This is a genomic window from Pseudomonas sp. NFACC37-1, from assembly GCF_900101575.1.
In the GTDB taxonomy this organism is placed as follows: Bacteria; Pseudomonadota; Gammaproteobacteria; order Pseudomonadales; family Pseudomonadaceae; genus Aquipseudomonas; species Aquipseudomonas fluorescens_AA.
Genome location: NZ_FMUZ01000027.1, coordinates 46,046 through 61,534 on the forward strand (window position 1 = coordinate 46,046; position 15,489 = coordinate 61,534).

14 protein-coding genes and 2 tRNA genes are annotated in these 15,489 nt (G+C 59.5%); 15 read left to right on the top strand and 1 reads right to left on the bottom strand.

Features of this window, described 5'->3' with window-relative positions:
- Positions 1-2 precede the first annotated feature (2 nt).
- The 5 genes from dapB (at position 3) to BLP82_RS22850 (ending at position 6,440) form a co-directional block, all read left to right on the top strand.
- Positions 3-809, top strand: coding sequence for a 4-hydroxy-tetrahydrodipicolinate reductase (gene dapB, locus BLP82_RS22830; RefSeq protein WP_060739225.1), 807 nt, complete (start codon positions 3-5; stop codon positions 807-809).
- A 255-nt stretch (positions 810-1,064) separates the two neighbouring features.
- Positions 1,065-2,201, top strand: a complete 1,137-nt coding sequence (gene carA, locus BLP82_RS22835; RefSeq protein WP_053118343.1) for a glutamine-hydrolyzing carbamoyl-phosphate synthase small subunit — start codon at positions 1,065-1,067, stop codon at positions 2,199-2,201.
- Between the two features lie 105 nt (positions 2,202-2,306).
- Positions 2,307-5,528 (top strand): carbamoyl-phosphate synthase large subunit, encoded by a 3,222-nt coding sequence (gene carB / locus BLP82_RS22840; RefSeq protein WP_063322988.1) that lies wholly within the window; start codon positions 2,307-2,309, stop codon positions 5,526-5,528.
- Between the two features lie 2 nt (positions 5,529-5,530).
- Positions 5,531-6,007 carry a transcription elongation factor GreA gene (gene greA, locus BLP82_RS22845; RefSeq protein WP_030139783.1) on the top strand — a complete coding sequence of 159 codons (477 nt, stop codon included), beginning with the start codon at positions 5,531-5,533 and terminating at the stop codon, positions 6,005-6,007.
- Positions 6,008-6,035: 28 nt separating this feature from the next.
- Entirely contained in the window at positions 6,036-6,440 is a 405-nt protein-coding gene (locus BLP82_RS22850; RefSeq protein ID WP_092173272.1) for an MFS transporter, read from the top strand.
- Positions 6,441-6,450: 10 nt separating this feature from the next.
- Here the strand turns inward: BLP82_RS22850 and BLP82_RS22855 are convergent, their stop codons facing one another.
- A complete protein-coding gene (locus BLP82_RS22855) occupies positions 6,451-6,759 on the bottom strand; it encodes a YhbY family RNA-binding protein (protein ID WP_003177852.1) in 309 nt (102 codons plus the stop codon).
- Between the two features lie 106 nt (positions 6,760-6,865).
- Here BLP82_RS22855 and rlmE point away from each other — a divergent pair, with 106 nt between their 5' ends.
- The 10 genes from rlmE to nusA all read left to right on the top strand — a co-directional run bounded on the left by rlmE (position 6,866) and on the right by nusA (position 15,466).
- Complete coding sequence (gene rlmE, locus BLP82_RS22860; protein ID WP_060739222.1) at positions 6,866-7,516, top strand: 23S rRNA (uridine(2552)-2'-O)-methyltransferase RlmE; 651 nt, start codon at positions 6,866-6,868, stop codon at positions 7,514-7,516.
- 191 nt (positions 7,517-7,707) lie between these two features.
- Complete coding sequence (gene ftsH, locus BLP82_RS22865; protein WP_053118351.1) at positions 7,708-9,621, top strand: ATP-dependent zinc metalloprotease FtsH; 1,914 nt, start codon at positions 7,708-7,710, stop codon at positions 9,619-9,621.
- An 8-nt stretch (positions 9,622-9,629) separates the two neighbouring features.
- Positions 9,630-10,481, top strand: a complete 852-nt coding sequence (folP, locus tag BLP82_RS22870) for a dihydropteroate synthase (protein WP_092173275.1) — start codon at positions 9,630-9,632, stop codon at positions 10,479-10,481.
- A gap of 16 nt (positions 10,482-10,497) precedes the next feature.
- Positions 10,498-11,835: a phosphoglucosamine mutase gene (glmM, locus tag BLP82_RS22875; protein ID WP_092173278.1), complete on the top strand. Its 1,338-nt coding sequence runs from the start codon at positions 10,498-10,500 to the stop codon at positions 11,833-11,835.
- 66 nt (positions 11,836-11,901) lie between these two features.
- Entirely contained in the window at positions 11,902-12,657 is a 756-nt protein-coding gene (tpiA, locus tag BLP82_RS22880; protein ID WP_060739219.1) for a triose-phosphate isomerase, read from the top strand.
- Positions 12,658-12,661: 4 nt separating this feature from the next.
- On the top strand, positions 12,662-13,045 hold the full coding sequence (secG, locus tag BLP82_RS22885; protein ID WP_003197714.1) for a preprotein translocase subunit SecG: 384 nt from the start codon (positions 12,662-12,664) through the stop codon (positions 13,043-13,045).
- Between the two features lie 21 nt (positions 13,046-13,066).
- Positions 13,067-13,152, top strand: a tRNA-Leu gene (locus BLP82_RS22890).
- 97 nt (positions 13,153-13,249) lie between these two features.
- Positions 13,250-13,326, top strand: a tRNA-Met gene (locus BLP82_RS22895).
- 140 nt (positions 13,327-13,466) lie between these two features.
- Positions 13,467-13,925: a ribosome maturation factor RimP gene (rimP, locus tag BLP82_RS22900; protein WP_053118762.1), complete on the top strand. Its 459-nt coding sequence runs from the start codon at positions 13,467-13,469 to the stop codon at positions 13,923-13,925.
- A gap of 59 nt (positions 13,926-13,984) precedes the next feature.
- The gene (gene nusA, locus BLP82_RS22905) at positions 13,985-15,466 is read left to right on the top strand and encodes a transcription termination factor NusA (protein WP_003177868.1); all 1,482 of its coding nucleotides are present in this window, start codon (positions 13,985-13,987) and stop codon (positions 15,464-15,466) included.
- Positions 15,467-15,489: the final 23 nt, after the last annotated feature.

Genomic DNA, 15,489 nt, shown 5'->3' on the forward strand with positions numbered 1-15,489 from the left:
GCATGCGACGTATAGCTGTGATGGGCGCTGCGGGGCGCATGGGCAAGGCGTTGGTCGAAGCGGTGCAGCAGCGCTCGCCGCTCTCCGGCCTGACGGCGGCCATCGTTCGGCCCGACAGTACGCTGGTGGGCGCCGATGCTGGCGAGCTGGCTTCGCTGGGGCGTATCGGCGTGCCGATGTCCGGCGGCCTGGAGAAGGTGCTGGACGAGTTCGATGTGCTGATCGACTTCACCCTGCCGGACGTGATGCTGAAAAACCTCGCGATCTGCCGCAAGCATGGCAAGGCCATGGTGATTGGCACCACGGGGCTGGATGCTGCGCAGAAGCAACTGCTGGCCGAGGCGGGCAACGACATCGCAATCGTGTTCGCGGCGAACTTCAGCGTGGGTGTGAACCTGTCGCTGAAGCTGCTGGACATGGCGGCCCGGGTCTTGGGTGACGATGCCGATATCGAAATCATCGAGGCGCATCACCGGCACAAGATCGACGCACCTTCGGGAACGGCCTTGCGCATGGGTGAAGTGATTGCCGATGCGCTGGGGCGTGATCTGCAGAAAGTCGCCGTGTATGGGCGTGAAGGGCATACCGGTGCCCGTGAGCGCGATACCATCGGTTTCGCCACTGTGCGCGGTGGTGATGTGGTAGGTGATCACACGGTGTTGTTCGCCACTGAAGGCGAGCGCCTGGAGATTACCCACAAGGCCTCCAGCCGGATGACCTTCGCCAAGGGTGCCGTGCGTGCCGCGTTGTGGCTGGACGGCCGCGAGCCTGGTTTGTACGACATGCAGGACGTTCTCGACCTGCGTTGATGTCATTGAAGGCGGGGTTCAGGTTATACTGCGCCCCGTTTTACACCGCTTCGCGACGGCCTGTCGCATTCCCCTGCCTTTAAGGCTCTTTAGCGGTGGACCAAAAAAGCCTTTTTCTGTAAGCTACAGCTTTAGTGTGTCCACTAAAAGCGCGCAGAATAATTCAGTGAACAAGCGGGGTGACGTGTCCATACGTCACTCCGCTTTTTTACAACCTGCGATCGCCCTTTCAGGCTTTATTTACGGGAGGTCTTCTTGACTAAGCCAGCCATACTCGCCCTTGCTGATGGCAGCATTTTTCGCGGCGAAGCCATTGGAGCCGACGGTCAGACCGTTGGTGAGGTGGTGTTTAACACCGCAATGACCGGCTATCAGGAAATTCTTACCGATCCTTCCTACGCCCAGCAAATCGTTACCCTGACTTACCCGCACATCGGCAACACCGGCACCACGCCGGAAGACGCCGAGTCCGATCGTGTCTGGTCCGCCGGCCTGGTCATCCGTGACTTGCCGCTGGTAGCGAGCAACTGGCGTAACACGATGTCCCTGTCCGATTACCTGAAAGCCAACAACGTCGTGGCGATCGCCGGTATCGACACGCGCCGCCTGACCCGCATCCTTCGGGAAAAAGGCGCGCAGAACGGCTGCATCATGGCTGGCGACAACATTTCCGAAGAAGCCGCCATTGCCGCTGCCCAGGGCTTCCCTGGCCTCAAGGGCATGGACCTGGCGAAAGTCGTCAGCACCCAGAAACAATACGAATGGCGCTCCACGGTCTGGGACCTGAAGACCGACAGTCACGCGACGATCGAGGCTTCCGAACTGCCCTACCACGTGGTGGCGTACGACTACGGCGTCAAGCTGAACATCCTGCGCATGCTGGTCGAGCGTGGCTGCCGCGTCACCGTGGTACCGGCCCAGACCCCGGCCGCCGATGTCCTGGCCCTCAAGCCCGACGGCGTGTTCCTGTCCAACGGCCCGGGTGACCCGGAGCCTTGCGACTACGCGATCCAGGCGATCAAGGACGTGCTGGAAACCGAGATCCCGGTGTTCGGTATCTGCCTCGGTCACCAGTTGCTGGCCCTCGCTTCGGGCGCCAAGACCTTGAAAATGGGCCACGGCCACCACGGTGCCAACCACCCGGTGCAGGACCTGGATACCGGCGTGGTGATGATCACCAGCCAGAACCACGGTTTTGCGGTGGATGAGGCGACCCTGCCGGCCAACGTGCGTGCGATTCACAAGTCGCTGTTCGACGGCACGCTGCAAGGTATCGAGCGTACCGACAAGAGCGCGTTCAGCTTCCAGGGCCACCCTGAAGCGAGCCCGGGCCCGAACGATGTGGCGCCGCTGTTCGATCGCTTCATCAACGAGATGGCCAAGCGACGCTGACCGCGTGAAGCCCGAGGGCGGCCCCGAGTGCGGCGGCCCCTTCGGGCGCTTCAAAGATTGTTCGACGGCCTAGCCGACTGACCTGCGGATTTGAGTGACAAACCCATGCCAAAACGTACAGACATAAAAAGCATCCTGATTCTCGGCGCTGGCCCGATCGTGATCGGCCAGGCCTGCGAATTCGACTACTCCGGCGCCCAGGCCTGTAAAGCCCTGCGCGAAGAGGGCTACCGCGTCATCCTGGTGAACTCCAACCCGGCCACCATCATGACCGACCCGGCCATGGCCGACGCCACCTACATCGAGCCGATCAAGTGGCAGACCGTTGCCAAGATCATCGAGAAGGAGCGCCCGGACGCGCTGCTGCCGACCATGGGCGGCCAGACCGCGCTCAACTGCGCCCTGGACCTGGAGCGCGAAGGCGTCCTGGAGAAGTTCGGTGTGGAAATGATCGGCGCCAACGCCGACACCATCGACAAGGCCGAAGACCGTTCGCGCTTCGACAAGGCGATGAAATCCATCGGCCTGGACTGCCCGCGCTCGGGCATCGCCCATAGCATGGAAGAGGCCAACGCCGTCCTGGAACGCCTTGGCTTCCCGTGCATCATCCGTCCGTCCTTCACCATGGGCGGTACCGGTGGTGGCATCGCCTACAACCGTGAAGAATTCGAAGAAATCTGCGCCCGTGGTCTCGACTTGTCGCCGACCAAGGAACTGCTGATCGACGAATCCCTGATCGGCTGGAAAGAATACGAAATGGAAGTTGTCCGCGACAAAAAGGACAACTGCATCATCGTCTGCTCCATCGAGAACTTCGACCCGATGGGCGTGCACACCGGCGACTCGATCACCGTCGCACCGGCCCAGACCCTGACCGACAAGGAATACCAGATCCTGCGTAACGCCTCCCTGGCGGTACTGCGCGAGATCGGCGTGGAAACCGGCGGCTCCAACGTCCAGTTCGGCATCTGCCCGAACACCGGTCGCATGGTGGTCATCGAGATGAACCCGCGGGTCTCCCGTTCGTCGGCCCTGGCGTCCAAGGCCACCGGTTTCCCGATTGCCAAGGTCGCGGCCAAGCTCGCCGTGGGCTACACCTTGGACGAACTGTCGAACGACATCACCGGTGGCAAGACCCCGGCGTCCTTCGAACCGTCCATCGACTACGTCGTGACCAAGCTGCCACGCTTCGCCTTCGAGAAGTTCGCCAAGGCCGATGCCCGCCTGACGACTCAAATGAAGTCGGTCGGTGAAGTCATGGCCATCGGCCGGACCTTCCAGGAATCCTTGCAGAAAGCCCTTCGCGGCCTGGAAGTGGGCGTTTGCGGTCTTGATCCGAAGCTGGACCTGGCCGACCCGGAAAGCATGAGCGTGCTCAAGCGCGAGCTGACCGTGCCGGGCGCCGAGCGTATCTGGTACGTGGCCGATGCCTTCCGCGCCGGCATGACCGTCGAGCAGATCTTCGGCATGAACATGATCGACCCTTGGTTCTTGGTGCAGATCGAAGATCTGATCAAGGAAGAAGAGAAGGTCAAGACCCTGGGCATGTCCAGCATCGACCGCGACACCATGTTCCGCCTCAAGCGCAAAGGCTTCTCAGACATGCGCCTGGCCAAGTTGCTGGGTGTGACCGAGAAGAGCCTGCGCGCGCATCGCCACAAGCTGGAAGTGTTCCCGGTCTACAAGCGCGTCGACACCTGCGCGGCCGAGTTCGCCACCGATACCGCCTACCTGTACTCCACGTACGAAGAAGAGTGCGAAGCCGCACCATCGACCCGGGACAAGATCATGATCCTGGGGGGCGGTCCTAACCGGATCGGCCAGGGCATCGAGTTCGACTACTGCTGCGTACACGCGGCACTGGCCCTGCGCGACGACGGTTACGAGACCATCATGGTCAACTGCAACCCGGAAACCGTGTCCACCGACTACGACACCTCCGATCGCCTGTACTTCGAGCCAGTGACCCTGGAAGACGTGCTGGAAATCGTCCGCGTCGAGAAGCCAAAAGGCGTGATCGTCCAGTACGGCGGCCAGACCCCGCTGAAGCTGGCCCGTGCCCTGGAAGCCGCCGGTGTGCCGATCATCGGTACCAGCCCGGATGCGATCGATCGCGCCGAAGATCGTGAGCGCTTCCAGCAGATGGTCGAGCGCCTGAACTTGCGTCAGCCGCCAAACGCCACCGTGCGCAGCGAAGACGAAGCGATTCGTGCCGCCGCCAAGATCGGTTACCCGCTGGTGGTGCGTCCGTCCTATGTACTGGGCGGCCGTGCGATGGAAATCGTCTATCAGGAAGACGAACTCAAGCGCTACCTGCGCGAAGCGGTCCAGGTCTCCAATGACAGCCCCGTGCTGCTGGACCACTTCCTCAACTGCGCCATCGAAATGGACGTGGACGCGGTCAGCGACGGCAAGGACGTGGTGATCGGCGCGATCATGCAGCACATCGAGCAGGCCGGTGTTCACTCCGGTGACTCCGCCTGTTCGCTGCCGCCTTACTCGTTGCCAGCGCACATCCAGGACGAGATGCGTGAGCAGGTCAAGAAAATGGCCCTGGAGCTGGGCGTCGTCGGCCTGATGAACGTGCAACTGGCCCTGCAGGGCGAAGATATCTACGTCATCGAAGTCAACCCGCGCGCTTCCCGGACCGTGCCGTTCGTCTCCAAGTGCATCGGTGTTTCCCTGGCGATGATCGCGGCGCGAGTCATGGCCGGCAAGACCCTGAAAGAGCTGAACTTCACCAAAGAAATCATTCCGAATTTCTACAGCGTGAAAGAGGCGGTGTTCCCGTTCGCCAAGTTCCCAGGCGTGGATCCGATCCTCGGCCCGGAAATGAAGTCCACCGGTGAAGTGATGGGCGTGGGCGATACCTTCGGTGAGGCGTTTGCCAAGGCCCAGATGGGCGCCAGCGAGGTGTTGCCGACTGGTGGCACGGCGTTTATCAGCGTGCGTGATGACGACAAGCCACTGGTTGCAGGCGTAGCCCGCGATCTGATCAACTTGGGCTTCGAAGTGGTCGCCACTGCCGGTACTGCCAGGCTGATCGAAGCCGCAGGCCTGAAAGTGCGCCGCGTGAACAAGGTGACCGAGGGGCGTCCGCACGTGGTCGACATGATCAAGAATGACGAAGTCACGCTGATCATCAACACCACCGAAGGTCGTCAATCGATCGCTGACTCCTACTCCATTCGTCGCAATGCGCTGCAGCACAAGATCTACTGCACCACGACCATTGCGGCAGGCGAAGCGATCTGCGAAGCGCTCAAGTTCGGTCCCGAGAAGACCGTGCGTCGCTTGCAGGATCTACATGCAGGATTGAAGGCATGAGCATAACCAAGTACCCGATGACTGTTCAGGGCGCGAAGGCCCTGGAAGAAGAACACGCTTTCCTGACCAAGGTCGAGCGCCCGCGCTTGAGCCAGGCTATTGGTGAAGCGCGTGAGCTGGGCGATCTCAAGGAAAACGCCGAATACCACGCTGCCCGAGAGGAGCAGGGGATGGTCGAGGCGCGTGTCCGTGACATCGAAGGCCGCATGCAGAATGCGGTGATCATCGATGTCACGACGATTCCACATACCGGCAAAGTGATTTTCGGCACCACGGTGGAAATCGCCAACGTCGAGACTGATGAAAGCGTGACTTACCAGATCGTTGGCGAGGACGAGGCAGACATCAAGCTCGGCAAGATTTCCGTTGGTTCACCCATTGCTCGCGCCTTGATTGCCAAGGAAGAGGGCGATGTGGTGGCGGTGAAGACACCGGGTGGTGTCATCGAGTATGAGATTGTCGAAGTCCGTCACATCTGAACGAAGGCGCCCGCTGCGAGCGGGCGCCATGATCTGGCAGCTCACCCAGATGTTGTGGGTGGGCGGCATCTGGTTGCTGCACATCGGTTTGCTGCCGGTGCTGGGGCGAGTGGGCCTGGCACCGCTGCTCATTGATGAGATCGCAGGCATGCTGACGGCGCTGCTGGTGGGTTTTTCCGCGGCGTGCGTGATGTTTCAGGCGTTGGTGCTGGTTCAGGTCGAAGGCCTTGCCAGTCTATGGCGCGACATTCGTGGGCAATTGCTGCTCATGTCGTTGTATGCGTGCGGGATGTTCTTTGCCGTGCATCTCGGCTGGCCGGATGCGAGCCAGTGGCAGGTATTCAGTTACCTGGTGCTGGGTTTTTCCGGTCTGGTACTGGTCTTGCAGCCGGTTCCGGGGTGGAGCGGCAGGGTGTGCGAAGCACACCCTTGACCCTTTGGCATCACTTGAAGCGGTGAACGTTCGACAGTTGCTTGTTGACGCTGAAATTCTTGCGATAAATCAGCGCCATCTTGCCGATGACCTGTACCAGGTCTGCCTTGCCGGTCTTGCACAATTCGGCAACGGCAGCCAGGCGGGCTTCGCGATCGAGGATGTTGAGCTTGATCTTGATCAGCTCGTGATCGCCCAGGGCGCGCTCCAGTTCGGCGAGTACACCTTCAGTCAAACCGTTGTCAGCCACAGTCAAAACCGGTTTCAGATGGTGGCCAATGGATTTGTATTGTTTCTTCTGCTCTTGAGTGAGCGGCATAATCTGACCCCTGCGTCTGATCTTGTAAAAAGCGGCGGCCAGTTTACCCGAGCAAGTCCGGGACCGCCCACTTAATCACGACCCGTTTTATTTTTAGAGGTGGCCCGTGGCCCGTTCCAAGACTAGCCAGAACTGGCTCAGAGAGCATTTCAACGATCCGTACGTCAAAATGGCGCAAAAAGACGGCTATCGCTCTCGTGCCAGCTATAAATTGCTGGAGATCCAGGAAAAGGATCGCCTGATTCGTCCAGGCATGACCGTGATCGACCTCGGCGCGGCACCGGGCGGCTGGTCCCAGGTTACCAGTCGTCTGATTGGTGGTCAGGGCCGCTTGATCGCTTCCGACATCCTGGAAATGGACAGCATCCCTGATGTGACCTTTATCCAGGGTGACTTCACTGAAGACGCCGTACTGGCGAAAATCCTGGAAGCCGTCGGAAATACGCAAGTTGACCTTGTGATTTCCGATATGGCCCCCAATATGAGTGGATTAGCGGCTGTCGACATGCCTCGTGCCATGTTCCTCAGCGAGCTGGCCTTGGATCTTGCGGGGCGGGTTCTGCGTCCAGGCGGTGATTTTCTGATCAAGGTCTTCCAGGGTGAAGGCTTCGACGAGTACCACAAGGGCATCCGCAAGTTGTTCGACAAGGTGCAGATGCGCAAGCCATTGTCGTCCCGTGACCGTTCTCGCGAGCAGTATCTGCTGGCGCGGGGCTTTCGCGGTGTCGAAGGCGCGGCCAGTGATGAGCGTCTTTGAGCAGGGCGATAGTTTTTTTTGTCTCGCATTGAAAAAGCCGCGTAACCAAAATTATGCGGTCAAAGTTTCACAAAGGGTTACAGACGGCGCCTGCCAGAGTCGTAGGTAATGTAGTAAGTTAGGCCGGTGAATATCATGCGAAGCGCGCGCCAGTAGCGGAGCTTGCTTCAGAGGGTAGTTAATTGAACGATATGGCAAAGAATCTGATCCTGTGGTTGATCATCGCCGCTGTCCTGGTGACCGTGATGAACAACTTCTCCAGCCCTAACGAGCCGCAGACCCTCAACTATTCCGACTTCATCCAGCAGGTCAAGGATGGCAAGGTCGAGCGCGTAGCCGTTGATGGCTATGTGATTACCGGCAAGCGCACCGACGGCGACAGTTTCAAGACCATTCGTCCGGCAATCCAGGACAATGGCCTGATTGGCGACCTGGTGGACAACCATGTCGTGGTCGAAGGCAAGCAGCCTGAACAGCAAAGCATCTGGACCCAGCTCCTGGTGGCCAGCTTCCCGATCCTGGTGATCATCGCCGTGTTCATGTTCTTCATGCGGCAGATGCAGGGCGGTGGCGGTGGCAAAGGCGGGCCGATGAGCTTTGGCAAGAGCAAGGCCCGGCTACTTTCCGAAGACCAGGTGAAAACCACCCTGGCCGACGTCGCAGGCTGCGACGAAGCCAAGGAAGAAGTAGGCGAACTGGTCGAGTTCCTGCGCGATCCGGGCAAGTTCCAGCGCCTGGGCGGTCGTATTCCACGCGGCGTGCTGATGGTCGGCCCTCCAGGTACCGGTAAAACCTTGCTGGCCAAGGCGATTGCCGGTGAAGCCAAGGTGCCGTTCTTCACGATTTCCGGTTCCGACTTCGTCGAAATGTTCGTCGGCGTGGGCGCCAGTCGTGTTCGCGACATGTTCGAACAGGCCAAGAAACACGCGCCTTGCATCATCTTCATCGACGAAATCGACGCCGTTGGTCGCCATCGTGGCGCCGGCATGGGTGGCGGTCACGACGAGCGCGAACAGACCCTCAACCAGTTGCTGGTCGAGATGGACGGTTTCGAAATGAACGACGGCATCATCGTGATCGCCGCCACCAACCGCCCTGACGTGCTCGACCCTGCGCTGTTGCGTCCAGGTCGTTTCGACCGCCAGGTCGTGGTGGGGCTGCCGGATATTCGTGGTCGCGAGCAGATCCTCAAGGTCCATATGCGCAAGGTGCCGATGGGCGACGACGTCGCTCCGGCCGTCATCGCGCGTGGTACGCCGGGCTTTTCCGGTGCCGACCTGGCGAACCTGGTCAACGAAGCGTCGCTGTTCGCCGCTCGTACCGGCAAGCGCGTCGTGGAAATGAAGGAATTCGAACTGGCCAAGGACAAGATCATGATGGGCGCGGAGCGCAAATCCATGGTCATGTCGGAGAAAGAAAAGCAGAACACCGCGTATCACGAGGCGGGTCACGCGATCGTTGGTCGTGTCGTGCCTGAGCATGATCCGGTCTACAAGGTCTCGATCATCCCGCGCGGTCGCGCCCTGGGCGTGACGATGTTCCTGCCGGAAGAGGATCGCTACAGCCTGTCCAAGCGTGCATTGATCAGTCAGATCTGTTCGTTGTACGGCGGTCGTATCGCTGAAGAGATGACGTTGGGCTTCGACGGTGTGACCACCGGGGCATCCAACGACATCATGCGCGCCAGTCAGATCGCTCGGAACATGGTCACCAAGTGGGGCCTGTCCGAGAAGCTGGGGCCGCTGATGTACGCCGAAGAAGAAGGGGAAGTGTTCCTCGGTCGTGGTGGCGGTGGCCAGCATGCAAGCTTCTCCGGCGAAACGGCCAAGCTGATCGATTCCGAAGTGCGCAGCATCATCGACCAGTGCTACGGCACTGCCCGGCAGATCCTCACGGACAACCGTGACAAGCTCGATGCCATGGCCGATGCCCTGATGAAGTACGAAACCATCGATGCCGAGCAGATCGACGACATCATGGCGGGTCGCGAGCCTCGCGAGCCTCGTGACTGGTCGGGTGGTGGTACCGGTACTTCCGGTACACCTCCGGCGGTACAGGGTGAGCGTCCGGAAACACCGATTGGCGGTCCGGCCGCTGATGTCTAAGGCTTGAAATGACTTCTGTTCAGTCCTCGACCCGGTTGCCTTGCGGCAACCGGGTTCTTGATTTGGCCCATGCACATGTCATGGGCATTCTCAATGTCACGCCTGATTCCTTTTCCGATGGTGGTCGATTCAGCCAGCTCGATGCTGCGCTGCGGCATGCCGAGGCCATGGTGGCCGCTGGCGCGACACTGATCGATGTGGGGGGGGAATCGACCCGGCCGGGTGCGCGCGCGGTTTCGCCCATCGAAGAGCTGGAGCGGGTGGCGCCGATTGTCGAGCGCATCCATCGCGAACTCGATGTCATTATCTCGGTCGATACGTCCACGCCTGCGGTCATGCGCGAGACTGCGCGACTGGGGGCGGGCCTGATCAATGATGTTCGGTCCTTGCAACGCGATGGTGCCCTGGATGCCGCGGCGGCCACCGGTTTGCCGGTTTGCCTGATGCATATGCTCGGCGAACCGGGGACCATGCAGAACGACCCGCACTATGATGATGTGACCAGGGAGGTAGGTGAGTTCCTGGTGGCGCGTCTGGACCAATGTGCTGCCGTGGGCATTCCCGCCGAGCGGATCATCCTTGATCCCGGGTTCGGCTTTGCCAAGACATTGGCGCACAATCTGAGCCTGTTCAAACATATGGAAGCCTTGCACGCCCTGGGGCGGCCCCTGTTGGTTGGGGTCTCGCGAAAGAGCATGATAGGCAATGCCCTGGGGCGGCCGGTGGGAGAGCGCCTGTATGGTGGTCTCGCCCTTGCGGCCTTGGCCCTCGCCAAAGGTGCGCGCATATTGCGCGTGCACGATGTAGCCGAAACGATGGATGTCGTGCGGATGATCGCAGCTGTGGATTCAGCCGAATAAGAATGACGGAGCACTTATGAGCAAGAAATACTTTGGCACCGACGGTATTCGTGGTCGGGTCGGCGAATACCCTATTACCCCTGATTTCATGCTCAAGCTCGGCTGGGCGGCAGGCATGGCATTCCGCAAGATGGGCGCCTGCAAGGTGCTGGTCGGCAAGGACACGCGAATTTCCGGCTACATGTTCGAATCGGCGCTCGAGGCCGGCCTGACGTCGGCGGGCGCCGATGTGATGCTGCTGGGCCCGATGCCGACGCCGGCCATCGCCTACCTGACCCGTACGTTCCAGGCCCAGGCGGGCATCGTGATCAGTGCCTCGCACAACCCCCATGATGACAATGGCATCAAGTTCTTCTCCGGCCAGGGGACCAAGCTGCCGGATGACATCGAGCTGATGATCGAAGAATTGCTGGACGCGCCGATGACCGTGGTCGAGTCGAGCAAGATCGGCAAGGTGTCGCGGATCAACGATGCATCGGGTCGCTACATCGAGTTCTGCAAAGGCAGCGTGCCGACCGGTACCAGCTTTTCCGGCCTGAAAATTGTTGTCGATTGTGCTCATGGCGCCACCTATAAAGTCGCGCCGAGCGTGTTTCGCGAGCTGGGTGCCGACGTGGTGGTGCTTTCCGCCCAGCCCAATGGCCTGAACATCAACCACAACTGTGGTTCCACCCATACCGAGGCGTTGCAGGCGGCAGTGCTGGCCGAGCAGGCCGATCTCGGTATTGCCTTCGATGGCGACGGTGATCGGGTCCTGATGGTCGATCACACCGGTACGGTCGTCGATGGTGACGAACTGCTGTTCATTATTGCTCGTGACCTGCATGGGCGCGGCAAGCTGCAGGGCGGTGTGGTCGGTACCCTGATGAGCAACCTCGGGCTTGAGCTGGTCCTGGCGGACCTGGATATCCCGTTCGTGCGGGCCAATGTGGGCGACCGCTACGTGATTTCGGAGTTGCTGGAGCGTAACTGGGTGATCGGGGGCGAGAACTCCGGCCACATCGTGTGCTTCGACCATACCACCACCGGTGATGCGATCATTGCGGCCCTGCAGGTGCTGATGGCGCTCAAGGCGCGCAACGAAGGGCTCGCACAGTCGCGCCAGGCATTGCGTAAATGCCCGCAAGTGTTGATCAACGTACGTTTCGGTGGTGGTGTGAACCCTCTCGAACATGCGCAGGTCAAGCAGGCCAGCGAGCGCGTGACAGAGGCGATGGCGGGGCGTGGGCGCGTGTTGTTGCGCAAGTCCGGTACAGAGCCTTTGGTGCGTGTCATGGTCGAAGGCGAGGACGAAGCGCAAGTTCGCGGTTATGCCGAAGAGCTGGCAAAACTGGTTACTGAAGTTTCTGCCTGAATTCGGCTTGCCAGTCATGAATCGGTTGGGTAACATCTGCGCCCACTTTGACCGACGAGGTACAGCATGCGTCGCCCTATGGTAGCTGGTAACTGGAAGATGCACGGTACCCGCGCCAGCGTCGCTGAGCTGATCAATGGCCTTCGTCATCTGGCCTTGCCAAGCGGTGTTGATGTCGCGGTATTCCCGCCTTGCTTGTATATCAATCAGGTGATTGATGGCTTGAAAGGCAAGTCGATTTCGGTCGGCGCGCAGAACTCTGCGGTGGAATCCATGCAAGGTGCGTTGACCGGTGAGATTGCACCGAGTCAGTTGGTGGATGCAGGTTGCTCCCTGGTCCTGGTTGGACATTCCGAGCGTCGCCAGATCATGGGCGAGCAGGACAAGACCTTGATCCGCAAGTTTGCTGCAGCCCAGGCCTGTGGTCTGATTCCGGTGTTGTGCGTAGGGGAAACCCTCGCGCAGCGTGAAGCCGGCAAGACCCTTGAGGTTGTCGGGCGTCAGCTCGGCAGCATCATCGAAGACCTGGGTGTCGGTGCTTTTGCAAAGGCAGTCATTGCCTACGAGCCAGTCTGGGCCATTGGTACCGGGCTGACGGCTTCGCCGCAACAGGCGCAGGATGTGCACGCAGCCATCCGCGCGCAGTTGGCGGAAGAGAATTCTGAAGTGGCACGAGGTGTGCGGCTTCTATACGGCGGCAGCGTGAAGGCGGCCAATGCGGCCGAACTGTTCGGCATGCCGGATATCGATGGGGGGCTCATTGGTGGAGCGTCCCTGAATGCAGATGAGTTCGGTGCGATCTGTCGCGCCGCGGGAAACTGAAAAAATGCTGGAAACAGTCGTAGTCGTTTTTCATCTGCTGGGTGCACTGGGCGTAGTTGCTCTCGTATTGCTGCAGCAGGGTAAAGGTGCGGATGCTGGTGCGTCTTTCGGTGCAGGTGCTTCAAATACTGTGTTCGGAAGCCAAGGTTCCTCTACCTTTCTTAGTAAGTTTACTGCTATACTTGCCGCCGGTTTCTTCATGACCAGCTTGGGGTTAGGTTACTTTGCTAAAGAGAAAGCTCACGAGCTGACTCAAGTAGGTTTGCCAAACCCAGCGGTACTGGAAGCGCCCAAGCAACAACCGGCTTCTGATGATGTCCCGGTGCTTCAAGAGCAAAAGTCGGCCAACCCGGCGACTGACGTGCCTCCAGCTCAAGAGCAGAAGTAAGAAGGTTTCAAACGCTGTATTGCCGAGGTGGTGGAATTGGTAGACACGCAACCTTGAGGTGGTTGTGCCCATAGGGTGTAGGGGTTCGAGTCCCCTTCTCGGTACCAATTATCAGGAGAGCCCGCGATTGCGGGCTTTCTTGTAGGTGGAAGGGTTACATTGACCCTGTAAGGGATCGGTCGTATACTTCCGCCCCAGCTTTGTCGCGGGATGGAGCAGTCTGGTAGCTCGTCGGGCTCATAACCCGAAGGTCGTCGGTTCAAATCCGGCTCCCGCAACCAGTTTCAGGGGCCCCTTCCAAGGGGCTTTTTGTTAGCTGGACACTTTATAACGCCGCTATTCGACGGCGTTTCAGTGATGGGCGATTCGCCCATTTTTTTTTATTTGCACAGCATGCACAAACATGCACGAGGGGGTTCAGGTGTCGAGCAAGCTAGAACAGTTGCAGGCCTTGTTGGCCCCGGTGGTCGTGGCCCTTGGCTATGAATGCTGGGGTATTGAGTTTTCGGCTCAAGGTCGCCACTCACTGTTGCGCGTTTATATCGATAAGGAAGGCGGCGTGTTGGTGGACGATTGCGCCATCGTCAGCCGTCAGATCAGCGGTGTACTGGATGTCGAAGATCCAATCACCTCCGAATACACCCTTGAAGTTTCCTCGCCTGGCATGGAGCGCCCCCTGTTCACACTTGAACAGTTCGCTTTGTTTGCCGGTGAACAAGTGAAGATCAAGCTGCGCTCGCCTTTCGAAGGTCGACGCAACTTCCAAGGCCTTCTGCGCGGTGTAGAAGAGCAGGACGTCGTGGTGCAGGTAGATGACCATGAGTTCCTGTTGCCGATCGATATGATCGACAAGGCCAACATTATTCCCAGTTTTGACTGATACGTGCCAGATACTGCGGATCCCGCGGATCCAATGGCTTGCGAAAGGCGAGGCGTACGATGAGCAAAGAAGTACTGCTGGTTGTTGAGTCGGTATCCAATGAAAAGGGCGTACCGGCTAACGTTATTTTTGAAGCGCTGGAGCTGGCTCTGGCCACTGCTACCAAGAAGCGGTTCGAAGACGAAGTTGATTTGCGTGTGGAGATCAATCGCCACACGGGTGCCTACGAGACTTTCCGTCGCTGGACGGTCGTCGAGGAAGCCGACCTGGACGATCCTGCTATCGAAACCTGGCCGAGCAAGGTTGCAGAAACGCATCCGGGCGCCAAGGTGGGTGATGTCGTCGAAGAAAAAATCGAATCCATTGAGTTCGGTCGCATCGCTGCACAGACGGCCAAGCAGGTCATCGTGCAGAAAGTTCGCGAAGCCGAGCGTGCGCAAGTGGTCGACGCTTATCGCGAGCGCCTGGGGGAAATCATCTCCGGCACCGTGAAAAAAGTGACCCGCGACAACGTGATCGTCGACCTGGGCAACAACGCCGAAGCGTTGCTGGCTCGCGAAGACATCATCTCTCGCGAAACTTTCCGGGTTGGCGTGCGTTTGCGTGCGCTGCTCAAGGAAATCCGCACCGAGAATCGGGGCCCGCAGCTGATCCTGTCGCGTACAGCGCCGGAAATGCTGATCGAGTTGTTCCGCATCGAAGTGCCGGAAATTGCTGAAGGCCTGATCGAAGTCATGGCCGCCTCCCGTGATCCGGGTTCGCGTGCCAAGATCGCGGTCCGCTCCAAGGACAAGCGCATCGACCCGCAAGGTGCCTGCATCGGCATGCGTGGTTCGCGTGTCCAGGCCGTATCCGGCGAGTTGGGCGGCGAGCGCGTGGACATCGTCCTGTGGGACGACAACCCGGCTCAGTTCGTGATCAATGCCATGTCGCCTGCTGAAGTGGCGGCAATTATCGTCGACGAAGATGCCCACGCCATGGACATTGCCGTTGGCGCAGACAATCTGGCTCAGGCCATCGGTCGCGGTGGTCAGAACGTGCGTCTGGCCAGCCAATTGACTGGCTGGACCCTGAACGTGATGACCGAATCGGACATCCAGGCTAAACAGCAAGCTGAAACCGGCGACATCCTGCGCAACTTCATCGAAGAGCTTGAAGTCGATGAAGAGCTGGCGCAGGTGCTGGTGGATGAAGGCTTTACCAGCCTGGAAGAGATTGCCTACGTACCGGTGGAGGAAATGCTCAACATCGACGGCTTTGACGAGGAAATCGTCAACGAGCTTCGCGCTCGGGCCAAGGATCGTTTGTTGACCAAAGCCATCGCTACTGAGGAAAAGCTGGCAGACGCCCATCCGGCCGAAGACCTGCTCTCGCTTGAGGGCATGGACAAGGATTTGGCGATGGAACTGGCGGTGCGCGGCGTAATTACCCGCGAAGACCTGGCCGAGCAGTCTATTGACGATCTGCTCGACATCGACGGCATTGACGATGATCGTGCCGGCAAGTTGATCATGGCCGCCCGAGCCCACTGGTTCGAGTAATTAGGCGCGGCCTGAGGAGAGAA

Excerpts from the sequence above, each read along its gene's own strand:
- dapB (WP_060739225.1), top strand. The coding sequence starts at position 3 with ATGCGACGTATAGCTGTGATGGGCGCTGCGGGGCGCATGGGCAAGGCG.
- BLP82_RS22855 (WP_003177852.1), bottom strand. The coding sequence starts at position 6,759 with ATGCCGCTCACTCAAGAGCAGAAGAAACAATACAAATCCATTGGCCAC.
- tpiA (WP_060739219.1), top strand. The coding sequence starts at position 11,902 with ATGCGTCGCCCTATGGTAGCTGGTAACTGGAAGATGCACGGTACCCGC.
- carB (WP_063322988.1), top strand. The coding sequence starts at position 2,307 with ATGCCAAAACGTACAGACATAAAAAGCATCCTGATTCTCGGCGCTGGC.
- nusA (WP_003177868.1), top strand. The coding sequence starts at position 13,985 with ATGAGCAAAGAAGTACTGCTGGTTGTTGAGTCGGTATCCAATGAAAAG.
- glmM (WP_092173278.1), top strand. The coding sequence starts at position 10,498 with ATGAGCAAGAAATACTTTGGCACCGACGGTATTCGTGGTCGGGTCGGC.
- secG (WP_003197714.1), top strand. The coding sequence starts at position 12,662 with ATGCTGGAAACAGTCGTAGTCGTTTTTCATCTGCTGGGTGCACTGGGC.
- ftsH (WP_053118351.1), top strand. The coding sequence starts at position 7,708 with ATGGCAAAGAATCTGATCCTGTGGTTGATCATCGCCGCTGTCCTGGTG.
- BLP82_RS22850 (WP_092173272.1), top strand. The coding sequence starts at position 6,036 with ATGATCTGGCAGCTCACCCAGATGTTGTGGGTGGGCGGCATCTGGTTG.
- folP (WP_092173275.1), top strand. The coding sequence starts at position 9,630 with ATGACTTCTGTTCAGTCCTCGACCCGGTTGCCTTGCGGCAACCGGGTT.